At 62.8% G+C, this 14,040-nt stretch carries 8 protein-coding genes (1 of these 8 cut by a window edge); 5 read left to right on the plus strand and 3 right to left on the minus strand.

Going from position 1 to position 14,040, the window contains the following annotated elements; genetic code table 11:
* Together N8H74_RS24355 and N8H74_RS24360 are read right to left on the minus strand one after the other, a co-directional pair.
* Window positions 1-6,411, minus strand: the 5' portion of a protein-coding gene (locus N8H74_RS24355) for a non-ribosomal peptide synthase/polyketide synthase (RefSeq protein ID WP_262150937.1). The gene continues 6,003 nt to the left of window position 1, outside the view; 6,411 of the gene's 12,414 nt are visible here — the first part of the coding sequence; the start codon lies at window positions 6,409-6,411; the stop codon falls past the left edge of the window.
* 187 nt (window positions 6,412-6,598) lie between these two features.
* Entirely contained in the window at window positions 6,599-7,336 is a 738-nt protein-coding gene (locus N8H74_RS24360) for an alpha/beta fold hydrolase (RefSeq protein WP_262150939.1), read from the minus strand.
* 130 nt (window positions 7,337-7,466) lie between these two features.
* Between N8H74_RS24360 and N8H74_RS24365 the strand changes: the two genes are divergently transcribed.
* Window positions 7,467-8,603 (plus strand): cupin-like domain-containing protein, encoded by a 1,137-nt coding sequence (locus tag N8H74_RS24365; RefSeq protein ID WP_262150940.1) that lies wholly within the window; start codon window positions 7,467-7,469, stop codon window positions 8,601-8,603.
* 27 nt (window positions 8,604-8,630) lie between these two features.
* On the opposite strand, the gene N8H74_RS24370 is transcribed toward N8H74_RS24365, so the two are convergent.
* Window positions 8,631-9,803 (minus strand): MFS transporter, encoded by a 1,173-nt coding sequence (locus N8H74_RS24370; RefSeq protein WP_217830616.1) that lies wholly within the window; start codon window positions 9,801-9,803, stop codon window positions 8,631-8,633.
* Between the two features lie 171 nt (window positions 9,804-9,974).
* On the opposite strand from N8H74_RS24370, the gene N8H74_RS24375 reads away from it, so the two are divergent.
* The 4 genes from N8H74_RS24375 (at window position 9,975) to N8H74_RS24390 (ending at window position 14,024) form a co-directional block, all read left to right on the plus strand.
* The gene (locus tag N8H74_RS24375; RefSeq protein ID WP_262150942.1) at window positions 9,975-10,775 is read left to right on the plus strand and encodes a glucose 1-dehydrogenase; all 801 of its coding nucleotides are present in this window, start codon (window positions 9,975-9,977) and stop codon (window positions 10,773-10,775) included.
* The gene (locus tag N8H74_RS24380) at window positions 10,768-12,594 is read left to right on the plus strand and encodes a glycoside hydrolase family 15 protein (RefSeq protein ID WP_262150944.1); all 1,827 of its coding nucleotides are present in this window, start codon (window positions 10,768-10,770) and stop codon (window positions 12,592-12,594) included. The genes N8H74_RS24375 and N8H74_RS24380 overlap by 8 nt, the downstream gene beginning before the upstream one ends.
* Window positions 12,595-12,902: 308 nt before the next feature.
* Window positions 12,903-13,292, plus strand: a complete 390-nt coding sequence (locus N8H74_RS24385; protein WP_262150946.1) for a hypothetical protein — start codon at window positions 12,903-12,905, stop codon at window positions 13,290-13,292.
* 72 nt (window positions 13,293-13,364) lie between these two features.
* Complete coding sequence (locus N8H74_RS24390) at window positions 13,365-14,024, plus strand: hypothetical protein (protein ID WP_262150948.1); 660 nt, start codon at window positions 13,365-13,367, stop codon at window positions 14,022-14,024.
* Window positions 14,025-14,040: the final 16 nt, after the last annotated feature.

Raw genomic sequence — 14,040 nt, forward strand, 5'->3', positions numbered from 1 at the left:
GGTCAGCAACAGCGCCAGACCGGAGTCCTGCATCAGGTACGCCAGACGCTCGCGCGGGTAGCTGGTATCCAGCGGCACATAAGCACCGCCGGCCTTGAGCACCGCCAGCAGCGCGACGATCAGGCCTTCGCTGCGCGGCATCGCCACGCCGACCCGCACTTCCGCGCCAACACCACGGGCCACCAGTTCATGGGCCAGACGGTTGGCGCGGGCGTCGAGTTCACCGTAGCTGTAATGCTTGCCATCGAAGATCACCGCCGTGCGCTCCGGTTGCTGCGCCGCCAGGCGGGCGTAGCGCTGATGCACGGCGATGTCGGTGGCGTAAGCCTGTGGATGGTTTTGCGCCTGTTGTCGCGTATGTTCCTCAGCGCTGGCCAGGGCGATTTCACCCAGGCGACGCTCGGCGGATGCGGCGAACTGCTCCAGCAGGTGCAGCAACTGCGCACTCAGGCGCTCGACCGTGGCAAGGCTGAAATGCGCCTGATCGAAACTCATGTGCAGCGCCAGGGTGTCGCCCAGCGTCACGCCGAGAGTCAGCGGGTAGTGGGTCTGATCCTGGTTGGCGACCTCACCGAACACCACGCCCTCGGCGGTGCCGTGTTGCAGCGCTTCGGAAATCGGGAAGTTCTCGAACACCAGCAACGTGTCGAACAGCGACTCGCCGCCCTGCCCGGCCCAGCGCTGGATGTTCGCCAGCGGCGTGTGCTCGAACTCACGCAGGCTGAGGTTCTGCGCCTGCACGGCGGCCAGCCACGCGGCGACGGTCTGATCCGGACGGCTGCCGGCGATCACCGGCAAGGTGTTGATGAACAGGCCGACTTGCTGCTCGATGCCCACCAGCTCCGCCGGACGCCCGGCCACGGTGGTGCCGAACGCCACGCAAGCGCTGCCGGTGTAACGCTGCAACAGCAGCAGCCACGCGGCCTGCACCAGGGTGTTGACGGTGACTTTCTGCTCACGGGCAAACTCGTTCAAACGACGGGTACGCGGTGCATCGAGGTCGTAGTGCTTGAGGGCGTGCCCGCTTTCGACGCGCACCTCGCCACCGCCGGCAGCGGCTTGCGCCAGCACGGTCGGCTCGTGGAAGTCCGCCAATTGTTGCAGCCAGAACGCTTCGCTGACGGCGGCGTCCTGACGTTGCAGCCACTGAATGTAATCGGCGTAGCGACTCAGCGGACGCGGCGGCTGTTGCCCGGCATAACGCTGCAGGACTTCGCCAAGCATCTGCGCACTGCTCCAGCCGTCCATCAGGATGTGGTGGTTGGTGAAGATCAGGTGATGACGCTTGTCGGCGAGGCGGATCAGCGTCACCCGCAGCAGCCCGGCCTGGGTCAGATCGAAGCCCTCAGCCAGATCGGCAGCGGTGAACGCCTTCAGGGCCTGAGCGATGTCGTTGCGCTCGCGCCAGTCGAGCAGCGTGTACGGCAGCTCCAGGCGACGGTGGATGATTTGCAGTTGTTCCTGCAATTCACCCTGCCAGATGAAGCCGCTGCGCAGGATGTCATGGGCGTCCATGGTCGCTTGCCACGCCGCGCGGAAGCGCTCGGGATCGAGGCCGTCGACGTCGACGCACAACTGGTTGATGTAAGTGCCGGTGCCTTGTTCGTACAGAGTGTGGAACAACATGCCCTGCTGCATCGGCGACAGCGGATAGATGTCTTCGATGCTGGCGGCCGGCACCGGGATCGCGTCCAGTTGCGCCTGAGCGATGCGCGCCAACGGGAAGTCCGACGGCGTGACGCCCATCGACTCCGCCAGGCAGCAATGGCTGATCAGGGCCTGGAGTTCACGTTCGTACTCTTCGGCCAGACGGGCGATGGTCGCCTCGTTGAACTGCTCGCGGCTGAAGGTCCAGCGCAGATCCAGTTCACCGTCGTAGACCTGACCTTCGACACCCAGCCAGTTGTCCAGCGGCGCATCCAGGCTCTGTTCCAGGCCGGCGCTTTCGCCGGCCGGACTGAACAGCGCACCGTCCTCGGCAGCGAAACTGCCGTCGAACTGGCCGAGGTAGTTGAAGGTGATGCGCGGCATCGGCAGCGCCTTGAGGCTGTCCTGGGTCGCCGCGTCAGCGAGATGGCGCAGCACGCCGAAACCGATGCCCTTGTTCGGAATCGCCCGCAGTTGTTCCTTGACCTGTTTGAGGGTCGCCGCCACCGATTGCACCGGGGTCAGACGTACCGGGAACAGGCTGGTGAACCAGCCAACGGTGCGGGTCAGATCGATGTCGTCGAACAGGTCTTCGCGACCGTGACCTTCCAGTTGAATCAGGGTGTCGGCGTGGCCGGTCCAGCGGCAGATCACCCGCGCCAGTGCGGTCAGCAGCAGGTCGTTGACCTGGGTGCGATAGGCCGCCGGTGCCTGTTGCAACAGTTGCTGAGTGAAGGTCTTGTCGAGACGGCTGTGCAGCACCTGGGCGTGACGACTTTGCCGGCTGCCCTGCGGGTTGTCGCACGGCAATTCCAGCGCCGCGCCATCGAGTTGCTGCTGCCAGAACGTCAGTTCGGCGCGCAGCGCATCCGTTGCGGCATAGGCCTGCAGATGCTCGCCCCAGGCCTTGTAGGCACTGGTTTTCGCCGGCAGCTTGATTGCAGTTTTTTGCGAAGCCTGTTGATAAGCCAGTTGCAGGTCTTCCAGCAGAATCCGCCAGGACACACCGTCCACCACCAGGTGATGCACCGCCAGCAACAGCCGCTGACTGCCATCGGCAACGCTCGCCAATACCGCGCGCAACAGCGGGCCGGTTTGCAGGCTCAGGCTTTGCTGGGCCTTGGCGTACAGCGCTTGCAGTTCGCTGTCGGCCAGCTTGTCGGCGGTCCACAACAGTTCCGGATCGTGCGCAATTGGCGCGACTTCGGCACGCCAGCCCTCGATGCCTTCAACGAAGCGCGAACGCAGACTGTCGTGATGCGCAATCAAGCCGTTCAGCGCTTGCAACAGCGCCTCGGCGTTCAGGGTTTGATGACTGCGCAGCAGAACCGCCTGGTTCCAGTGATGGCGCTGGGGAATCTGGTCTTCGAAGAACACTTGCTGGATCGGCAGCAACGGCAGTTCGCCGGTGACCGGTCCCTGATCGATGCTCACACCGCCGGTGCCCTGCTGCGCCACGCCGGCCAGGCCTTGCACGGTCTGGTGCTGGAACAGGTCACGCGGGCTGAAATGAATCCCGGCCTGACGCGAACGGCTGACCACCTGGATCGAGATGATCGAGTCGCCGCCCAACTCGAAGAAGTTGTCGGTCAGACCGACCTGTTCGAGCTTGAGTACGTCCTGCCAGATCGCGGCGATTTTCTGCTCCAGCTCACTGCGCGGCGCAACGAACGCCTGCTGCATCTGGCTGGCGTCCGGGGCCGGCAAGGCCTTGCGATCCAGTTTGCCGTTGGGGCTCAGCGGCAGTTCGGCGAGGAACAGCAACTGCGTCGGCACCATGTAATCCGGCAGGCTGTCCTTGAGCTGCGCCTTGATTGCTTCACGCGCCGCGCCTTGTTCGTCAGCCGACGCTGCGACCAGCGCGGTATTGTTCGGCACCACGTAAGCCACCAGTTGCAGGCTGCTGCCGCCCTGCACGGCCAGCACCACGGCTTCGCGGACGTCGTTCAGTTCCAGCAGGCGCGCTTCGACTTCGCCCAGCTCGATACGGAAACCACGGATCTTCACTTGATGGTCGACCCGGCCGACGTATTCGATCTGGCCGAGGGCGTTGTAGCGTGCCAGGTCGCCGGTGCGGTACAGGCGCGCGCCGGTGGTGGAAAACGGATCGGGGATGAAGCGTTCGGCGGTCAGGTCAGCGCGCTGGAAGTAACCCCGCGCCAGCAACTCGCCGCCGATCAGCAATTCACCGACCACGCCAATCGGCGTTGGCTGGCCATCGGCGTCCAGCAGATAGGTGTGACGGCCCGGCAGCGGCTGGCCGATCGGCAGCGTCAGCGGCAACGGCTGGCGACCGAACACGTAGTCGCTGCAATCGAGGGTGGTGGCGGTGACCGTGGCTTCGGTCGGGCCGTAGGTGTTGAGCAGTTTGACCTGTTCGAGCCCGGCCTGACGCCAGGCCTGCACACCTTCCGGCGGCATCGCTTCACCACCGCTGTGTACCTGACGCAGTGCGGCGTAATCACGCGGGCCGGCGGCGGCGAATTCCTTGGCAATCATGTTCCAGTAGGCGGTGGTCAAGTCCATGACCGTAATGCCCTGCTCGACGATATGGCGGTACAGGGTTTCGCTGTCCCACACCTCATTGCCGCGCAGCACCACCGAGGCGCCGCAAGTCAGCGGGCCGAACAGTTGCTCGCCGAAGGCATCGAAGTTGAACGTGGCGAACTGCAACGCACAATCGGCGGCGGTCAGCCCGTAGTAATGCTGCGAGGCGAACGCGTGTTTGCTCAGCGCGCCGTGGCTGATGCCGACGCCTTTCGGGCGCCCGGTGGAGCCGGAGGTGAACATCACGTAAGCCAGGTTATCGGCCCACACCGGGCATTGCGGATTGCTTTCGTCAGCGTGCGCCCAGACCTCGGCCTGATCCAGGCACAGGCTGCGCACGTTCTGCGGCACCGGCAGGCGTTCGAGCAAATGGCTCTGGGTCAGCAACAGACGACTGCCGCTGTCTTCGATCATGCACAGCAGGCGATCACGCGGGTATTGCGGGTCCAGCGGCACATAGGCGCCGCCGGCCTTGAGCACGGCGAGAATCGCGACGATCAGCTCCAGCCCCCGGTCGACGGCAACGCCCACCAGCACTTCCGGGCCGACGCCCTCGGCCAGCAAGGTGCGCGCCAGACGATTGGCCCGCGCATTGAGCTGGGCGTAGGTCAGTTGCTGGCCGTCGAAAATCAGCGCGACGGCGTTCGGCGTCTGCTCGGTTTGAGCTTCGAACAGCTCATGCACCGGGCGCTCGCTCGGCCAGGTGGCGTCGTGTCGTCCCCAGGTCTGAGTCAGTTGCGCAAGCTGTGGCGCATCCAGCAAGGCGATTTCGCCGACGCGCTGCTGCGGGTCATTGACCAGGCTGTGCAGCAACTGCGTCCAGTGCCGCGCCATGCGCTCGATGGTCGCGGCGTCGAACAGGTCGCTGGCGTAGGTGAACGCGGCGTGCAGTTGCCCGCCCTTCTCGTAAGTGTCCAGGCTCAAATCGAACTGGGTGCTGCGGCTTTCCCACTCGATGACACCCAGCTCCAGACCGCTGCCGACCTTGAGCGTGGTGACGTCGGCGACTTCCGGCTGGTGGTTGTACATCACCTGGAACAGCGGGTTGTAACTCAGGCTGCGTTCCAGTTTCAGCGCTTCGACCAGACGCTCGAATGGCAGGTCCTGATGGGCCTGGGCGCCGAGGGCGGTTTCCTTGAGGTCACTCAGCAGATCGGCGATCGGCGTCTGGCCGTCCAGCTGCACGCGCAGCACCTGAGTGTTGACGAAGAAACCGATCAGCCCTTCGATTTCCCGGCGGTTGCGGTTGGCGATCGGCACGCCGACGCGCAAATCGGTCTGGCCGGTGTAGCGGTGCAGCAGAATATTGAAGGTGCCCAGCAACAGCATGAACAGGGTCACGCCGTGCTGACGGGCGATGCCGCGTAACTGCTCGACCAGCGTCGCGTCCACCACGCTTTCCAGACGCTGGCCCTGATTGCTCGGCAGCACCGGGCGCGGACGATCCAGCGGCAGCTCCAGCACCGGATGCTCGTCACCCATTTGCGCCAGCCAGTAATCGAGCTGCCGCTGCTGCTCACCCGCTTCCAGCCAGCGCCGCTGCCACAGCGCGTAGTCGCTGTATTGCACCGGCAATGGCGGCAGTTCAGCGGCGACGCACTGATCGTGGGCGTCGTAGAAGCGGCAGAACTCGTCGATCAGTACGTTCATCGACCAGCCATCGGAAACGATGTGGTGCAGGGTCAGCAGCAGCACGTGTTCCTGCTCGGCCAGTTGCAGCAGGACCACCCGCAGCAGCGGGCCGTTGGCCAGATCGAACGGCAGCAAGGACTGCTCCTGGGCTGCCGCCGCGACACGGCTTTCACGTTCGGCGGCCGGCAATGCACTGAGATCGACGCGCTGGATGTCCAGCGGTTGTTGCAACGGCACTTGCAGCAGGCTGTCGTCGGCCTGCTGCTGGAAAACGGTGCGCAGGGTTTCGTGACGTTCGATCAGACTGGCGAACGCCTGCTCCAGTGCCTGCTGATTCAGGCGACCGGTCAGGCGCACCGCCGCCGGCAGGTTGTAGGCGCCGCTCTGCGGGTCCAGATGCCAGAGAAACCACATGCGCTGCTGAGCGTAGGACGCCTGCCGATCCTCGGCCTCGACCCCGGCCGGAATCGGAAACCGGGAAAAATCCACGCCTTCCTTAGCCAGGGCGGCCAGGAACATCTGGCGTTTTTCCAGGGGCAGTCCGATAAACCGGCGAGCGAGTTTCAAGGAGTCTTCTGCATTCATTTCTAGGCATCCGGATCAGTAGGCAGGCAGCACAAAGGCGCGTCATCCCTATAAAACGAATGCAGACCGGAAAAATTAGCGATTGAGAAGAACTATCAGAAAGGACCTGAAGCGCAATTTTTCAGGCACTAAAAAACCCGATTGCGGGAGCGGGCAAGGCCGCTCCCACAGGATTTTCTACAACGGGTCAGGCTGTCGCGGCCATGGCGTGGCGCCGATGATGGGTTTCCAGTTGATCCTTGATCACCTTCAGCACCCTGGCCTCGTGCTCATGGATGAAGAAGTGCCCACCGGCGAGCATGTCCACCGAGAAACTGCCGGTGGTTTCCTTGCTCCAGCCAATCAACTGTTCGGTGGTGGCCTTGTCGGCCTTGCCGCCGAGCACGTGTACCGGGCAATTGAGCAACGGCCGCTGCAACGGCTGGAACTTGCCGCACAGCAGAAAATCGGCGCGCAGGATCGGCAGGGTCAGGCTCATCAACTCTTCATTGGCGAGCACTTCCTCACTGGTGCCGTTGAGCGTGCGCAGTTGCTCGATCAGCTCGGCATCGGTCTTCGGGTCGGCAAAACCCCGGTCATAGTCGGCGCGCATCGTCGGCGCGGCGGTGCCCGAGGCGAACAGCGCCACCGGCTCCGGGCAACCCAGCGCGCGCAACGCGTGAGCGATTTCGCAGGCCATCAGTGCGCCCAGGCTATGACCGAACAGCGCGTAAGGCGTCTTGAGCGTCGGGCGCAATTCTTTCGCCAGTTGCATCGCCAGCGCGCGCATGTCGGTGTGCAGCGGCTCGTCGAACCGCGCACCGCGTCCCGGCAACTCCACCGGTTGCAATTGCAGCCACTGCGGCAGCTTGGGCCGCCAGCGGCTGTAGACCATGGCACTGGCGCCGGAATACGGCAGGCACAGCAGGGTCAACTTGGTCACCACGCTTCCCTCGAAAAAATGTCTCTGCACAGGGTACGGATCAACGCCCCGGCAAATTAGTCGGCGGCCGGTAAATTTCCGCGTCAGAGCCTCGTTAACTGTTCAGGCCAAAAATCAATAACGAGGACTCACCGTGGATCTGCAGACCATCCTGGGCAAACTGTTCGCCAATGCCGGTGCCGTCGGCATCGAAGGCGTTTTCCAATTCGTCTTTGGTCCGCAGCAGGCGTACTGGTCCGAGGTCAAGGCCAGCAGCCGCACCGAAGCCGGGCGGCATGCCAGTCCCGACGTGACCATCGAAGTCGCGGAGAAGGACTTCCTCGGGATCATGGGCGGCATGGCCAACGTCGAGGAACTGTTCGCTAGCGGTCGCCTGAAGATCGGCGGCAACATGGGGCTGGCAACGCTGCTGCCCCAGATCATCGACCACGCCCGGCATGGCGGCGGTGCAGCGGTGGAAAAGGTCGACATGAACAAGCGCTACCCGACCCCGGCGCGCTTCAGCGAAAAACTCACCGCCAGCCTGCCGACCCAGGTCAGCGTCGAGCGCCGTCCGCGCAGCGAGCTGTCGGTGACTGAATTCAAGAGCCGCTACCTGCCCCACGGCGTTCCCGTGGTGATCAGCAATGCCTTGCACGACTGGCCACTGTTCAACCTCAGCCGCGAAGAATCGCTGGTGCATTTCGCCGAACTGCAAGGCATCACCCGCCACGGCGATTATGTGAAGAAGACCTTCTCCACCGAACGGGATTTCCGCTCGACCTCGATGGCCGATTTCATCGCTTCGCTGGACAGCCCGGCGGTCAAGGGTGCCGACGGCGAGCCACCGGCGTACATGGGCAACAACATTCTGCCGGCGCAATTGATGGAACAGATCAAGTACCCGGCCTACTTCGATGCCTCGCTGTTCATCCCGCCACGGATCTGGATCGGCCCAAAGGGCACCCTCACTCCGCTGCACCGCGACGACACCGACAACCTGTTCGCTCAGGTCTGGGGCCAGAAAAAATTCACCCTCGCCGCCCCCCATCACCGCGAAGCGCTGGGCACCTGGTCCACCGCGCCCGACGGAGGCCTGGACGGCTGCGACTTCAACCCCGATGCGCCGGACTACCAGCGCTTCCCCAAGGCCCGCGACGTGACGTTCATGCGCGTGACCCTGGAGGCCGGGGATTTGCTGTTTCTGCCGGAGGGCTGGTTCCATCAGGTGGAATCGGTGTCCACCTCACTGTCAGTGAATTTCTGGGTCAACTCGGGCCGGGGCTGGTAACCCCGGTTTGCTTTACCTGAGGGCGCCTCATTTCAAATGGCGATAGCTCTGCACGGCGGAGCCAAGTACCACGGCCCCCGCCGCTATCGCCAGCCAGAATCCGCTGCGCGCGCCAAAGGCATCCACCAGCGCGCCTGAGCCGGCAGCACCGATCGCCACGCCGATACTCAGACCGGTCACCAGCCAGGTCAGGCCTTCGGTGAGTTTGGCCGGCGGCACGATGCGCTCGACCAGCGCCATGGCGACAATCAGGGTCGGCGAGAAGAACAGCCCGGCCACGAACACCGCCACCGACAAGCCAAAAATATTGCTCGCCAGCAACAGCGGCAACGTGGTCACCGCCGTCGCCATGCCGCCATACATGAACAGTCGCGGCAGCGGCAGTTTCGAGCGCATTGCGCCAAACGCGATGCCCGCCAGACACGAGCCGATGGCGTACACCGACAACACGATACTGGCCGCTGCCGGTTGCCCTTGCTGCTGGGCGAACGCGACGCTGACCACATCCACCACGCCAACGATCACACCCATGGCGAGCATCAGCGCCAGCAGCCATTGCACGTCCGTCGAGCGAATGATCGAACCTTGATGATGGGATTCGTGCGGATGCACCGGCGGCTCGGTGCTGCGCTGGGCAACGAATGCGGTCACGCCAATCGCCAGCATCACCAGCGCGGCCAGCGGTCCAGCCTCGGGAAACACCGCCACGGACAACCCGACCGAGAGCGGCGGGCCGACGATGAAGCAGACTTCGTCGAGCACCGATTCCAGCGCATAGGCGGTCTGCAATTGCGGCTGGCCGCGATAGATCTCGGTCCAGCGCGCCCGCACCATCGCCGACATGCTCGGCAGGCAACCGGCCAAGGCGGCGAAGACAAACAGCGTCCAGTTCGGCGCCTGCAACCGGGTGCAGAGCAGCAACATCAACAATGCCCCGCCGCCGAGCAACGCCGCCACCGGTAAAACCCGCCCTTGGCCATACCGATCCACCAGCCGTGACACCTGCGGCGCACAGAACGCCGAGGCCAGCGCAAACGTCGCCGCAATCGCCCCCGCCAGCGCATAACCGCCCTTCAACTGCGAGAGCATGGTGATCACGCCGATGCCGGTCATGGAAATCGGCATGCGCGCAATCATCCCGGCCAGCACAAAGGCACGGGCGCCGGGAGCGTTGAACAATTCGCGGTAGGGGTTTGCCATCGGATACAGCCTCATCAGGGGCCGCCAAGTTGCCACAAAGCCCGACGGGCCGGGAAGCGTGCAATTGTTGGTGGAGTGTGAAGGCGGCGATCTTTTCATGTTCGCGGATGAACTCTCGGCTTCGACCGTCAGTCAGCTAAGTAAGCCCTCGACCGCAAGGTGCTGCACCGCATGCAAATCTCCCTCGCCCGCCAGGTCGCGCTGATCACCGGCGCCAGTTCCGGCATCGGTCACGCCAGCGCCAAAGCCCTGGCCGCTGCCGGCGCTGCCGTGGTCATCAACTACAACCGTCAGGCCGAACCCGCCGAAGCGCTGGCCCGGCAGATCATTGCCGACGGCGGCCAGGCATTGGCGATTGGCGCCGATGTGTCAAAGGAGGACGACGTCGAACGGCTGTTCCGGCAGACCCTCGATGCCTTCGGTTCGCTGGACATTCTCGTCGCCAATTCCGGCCTGCAAAAAGATGCGCCCGCCGTCGACATGACCCTGGACGAATGGAACACGGTGATCGGCGTCAACCTCACCGGCCAGTTCCTCTGCGCCCGTGCCGCGTTGCGGATTTTCAACCGCCAGGGCATCCGCGAAGGCGTATCCCGGGCGGCCGGCAAGATCATTCACATGAGTTCGGTGCACCAGCGCATTCCCTGGGCCGGGCATGTGAACTACGCGGCGTCCAAGGGCGGCGTCGACCTGTTGATGCAGAGCCTGGCTCAGGAAGTCAGCCAGCAGCGGATTCGCATCAACGGCATTGCGCCGGGGGCGATTAGCACCGCAATCAATACCCAGGCCACCGAGGGCGAGGCCGGGCAGGAGCTGCTCAAACTGATTCCCTACGGCCGCATCGGCGATGTCGAGGACGTGGCCAACGCGGTGGTGTTTCTCGCCTCCGATCTGGCCGACTACATCGTCGGCACCACCCTGTTCATCGACGGCGGCATGAGTCTTTATCCGGAGTTTCGTGGCAATGGCTGAGCATCCTTCCGAACGACAAAGCCCGATCGACGCCCACGGCATCATCGGCGACCTGCGCAGTGCGGCGCTGGTCAACGACAAGGGCAGCGTGGACTTTTTCTGCTGGCCGGAATTCGACAGCCCGTCGATCTTCTGTTCGCTGCTGGACACGCCCGATGCCGGGATTTTCCAGCTCGCCCCGGACCTGCCCGATGCCCGACGCGAGCAGATCTACCTGCCCGACACCAACGTCCTGCAAACCCGCTGGCTCAGCGAACGCGCGGTGGTGGAAATCACCGACCTGCTGCCGATCGGCGACAACGACGATGCCTTGCCGCTGTTGATGCGCCGGGTGCGGGTGGTCAGCGGTGAGGCGACATTCAATATGCGTTGCGCGGTGCGCCACGACTACGCCCGCGCCACCACCCACGCGCAGATGGACAAGCAGGACGTGACATTCAGCGCCAGCGGCCAGCCATCGTTGCGGCTGGCGTCGGATCAGCCGTTGCGGATTGACGCGCACGCAGCGGTCGCGAGTTTTACGCTCAAGCAGGATGAAACGGCGGCATTCATGCTCGGCGCCAGCGACGATCCGCGCTTTGCCGAAGGTGCCGGGGACTTGTGCCTGGAGCGCACCCTGAAGTTCTGGCGCGACTGGATCGGCCAATCGATCTATCGCGGACGCTGGCGGGAAATGGTTCATCGTTCAGCCCTCGCCCTGAAGCTGCTGACCTCACGCCAGCATGGTGCGATCCTCGCCGCCGCCACGTTCGGCCTGCCGGAAACCGTCGGCGGCGAGCGCAACTGGGACTACCGCTACACCTGGATCCGCGATGCCTCGTTCACCGTCTACGCCTTCATGCGCCTGGGCTTCGTCAACGAAGCCAACGATTACATGCGCTGGTTGCGCGGGCGGGTCAGCGACTGCACCGGCAAACCGATGAAACTGAACATCCTGTATGCCGTCGACGGACGCCAGGAACTGCCGGAGGTCGAGCTGACGCACCTGTCCGGCCACGGCGGCGCACAACCGGTACGGATCGGCAATGGCGCCTATGACCAGATCCAGCTCGACATCTTCGGCGAACTGATGGACGCGGTGTATCTGGTCAACAAATACGGCGATGCGATTTCCCACGAGGGCTGGCGCCATGTCGGGGAAGTCGTCAATCAAGTCTGTGAGACGTGGCAGACCCAGGATGTCGGCATCTGGGAAATGCGCGGTGAGCAACATGACTTCCTGCACTCGCGGCTGATGTGCTGGGTGGCGCTGGACCGAGCGATCCGCCTGGCCTCGAAGCGCTCGCTGCCCGCCCCGTTCGCCCGTTGGGACCAGACACGCCAGGCGATCTACGCCGACATCTGGGACAACTTCTGGAACGAGGAACGCGGGCATTTCGTGCAATACCAGGGCGGCACCGCTCTCGACGGTTCGATGCTGCTGATGCCGCTGGTGCGTTTCGTCAGCGCCAAGGACCCGCGCTGGCTCTCGACCCTGCAAGCCATCGAAAAACACCTGGTGCGCGACGGCATGGTCTACCGCTACCGCAACGACGACACCGGCATCGACGGCCTGAGCGGCACCGAAGGCGCCTTCGCCGCGTGTTCGTTCTGGTACGTCGAATGCCTGGCCCGCGCCGGCCAACTGGACAAGGCCCACCTGGAGTTCGAACAACTGCTGCGCTATGCCAACCCGCTGGGGCTGTATGCCGAAGAGTTCGACAGTCATGGCCGACATCTGGGCAACACGCCGCAAGCGCTGACGCACCTGGCGCTGATCAGTGCGGCGAGTTTTCTGGATCGCAAGTTGAGTGGGGAGAAGAATTACTGGCAGCCGTAGTCATCATTCTTCGCCAGAGCCTGTAAGAAAGATCCCCACCCCAACCGCCGTTTGTAGGATGGCAACCTACGAACGGTAAACACTCTCGCCCCTTGCGATTAAAGGGCTGGCCCACACAATCGATTACCTTCGATACAACTTGTTGATGGCGAGGCCTACAACAACCTGCCAGACCCCGTGTAACGCTTGGCTCACAACTCGCACTTACACGCCGAAATACCTTGTTGCCAGCTGTTACATCCCCCCCTACCATCCACCGCAACGGGCACAGCGGAGCTGTCCAATAAAACCCGATTCAAGGAACCAGAATGAGCCAACGCATCCACCGTCAGATCGACACCCCACTGCGCACCGGCCTGACCCGCGACGAATTGTGGGAAGCCGCCGACAAAGGCCTCATCAAATGCTGGGAGATCGGCCGCCAGCGCGCCGCCCGCTTCCCCGACCTCGCCCAACGCTGCTGTGCCGATGAACTGCCGGTACTCGGCTGGAAAGGCGGCGTGAGCCGCAGCCTGAAGAAAAACGAAAAATACGGCTCGCTGAAATACCTCGCCCAATGGCAGGGGTTGCGCGGAGAGGATCTGGATATCGATCTGAGTGCCGAGCGGGCGCTGACGTGCTCGCGGACGAAAATGGTGGTGACGTTTACGCCGGATCGCAGCAAGTATTTCAATCAGGTGGCGGAAGCCGAGGCTTAAAACCTCATAAACCAGACGGTTTCCTCAGTAGCAAACTCACCTACCCGTACCCTCCTAAAATCGAGAATCGAATTGAACAACTTATCGGCAAATGTCCATGTCGTAATGGATATCTACAAAAAGTACCGGCTTTGGGTTTTATGGATGTGTTCTATCGCAGGCGGTGTCGTCGGCTACTTTTTGATTGGGCCCTTTATCGTATCCGACGCTTATCAATGGATTGCCGAGCTCGTCAATACCAATAAGCTTGTAGCAGACCTTATCGATATCAATGGCATGGTGCGCGACAAGTTGCTTGCCAGTACCTTGCCGTTCTTTATCGTGTGGTCTTGCATGCTCGTCATCTACGTGTGGGATAAAGGTTCCGTAGACACCATCAATCAGGTTTCGAAAAACTTGACGTTCCTTACCGGTGGGACCGCTTTTTTTACGATAGTACTGGGGTTCACTTTACTCGGTACGTTCAGCTCCGCCCTACAAAGGGTCGCGTTCTCGGGGTACACCATCCTCCTGATCGGACTTTCGATTCTCCTCATAATAATGGGGTTCGTCCTTCGGCACGTCATGAAGCCCACCATCACCCCTGCCTCTTTTATTAACCAATTTGCTCCTTGTTTACTGGCGCTGTGCATGGCGATCAGCCTCGCTCTATACGTCTACGGAATCCTTAATGACCCGATCAAGTTGTATGGAACCATTCTGAAACATCACGCCCTTCTCAAACCCATTTAATGACCATGCAACAAAC

It is taken from the genome of Pseudomonas sp. B2M1-30 (genome assembly GCF_025447575.1).
Lineage (GTDB): Bacteria > Pseudomonadota > Gammaproteobacteria > Pseudomonadales > Pseudomonadaceae > Aquipseudomonas > Aquipseudomonas botevensis.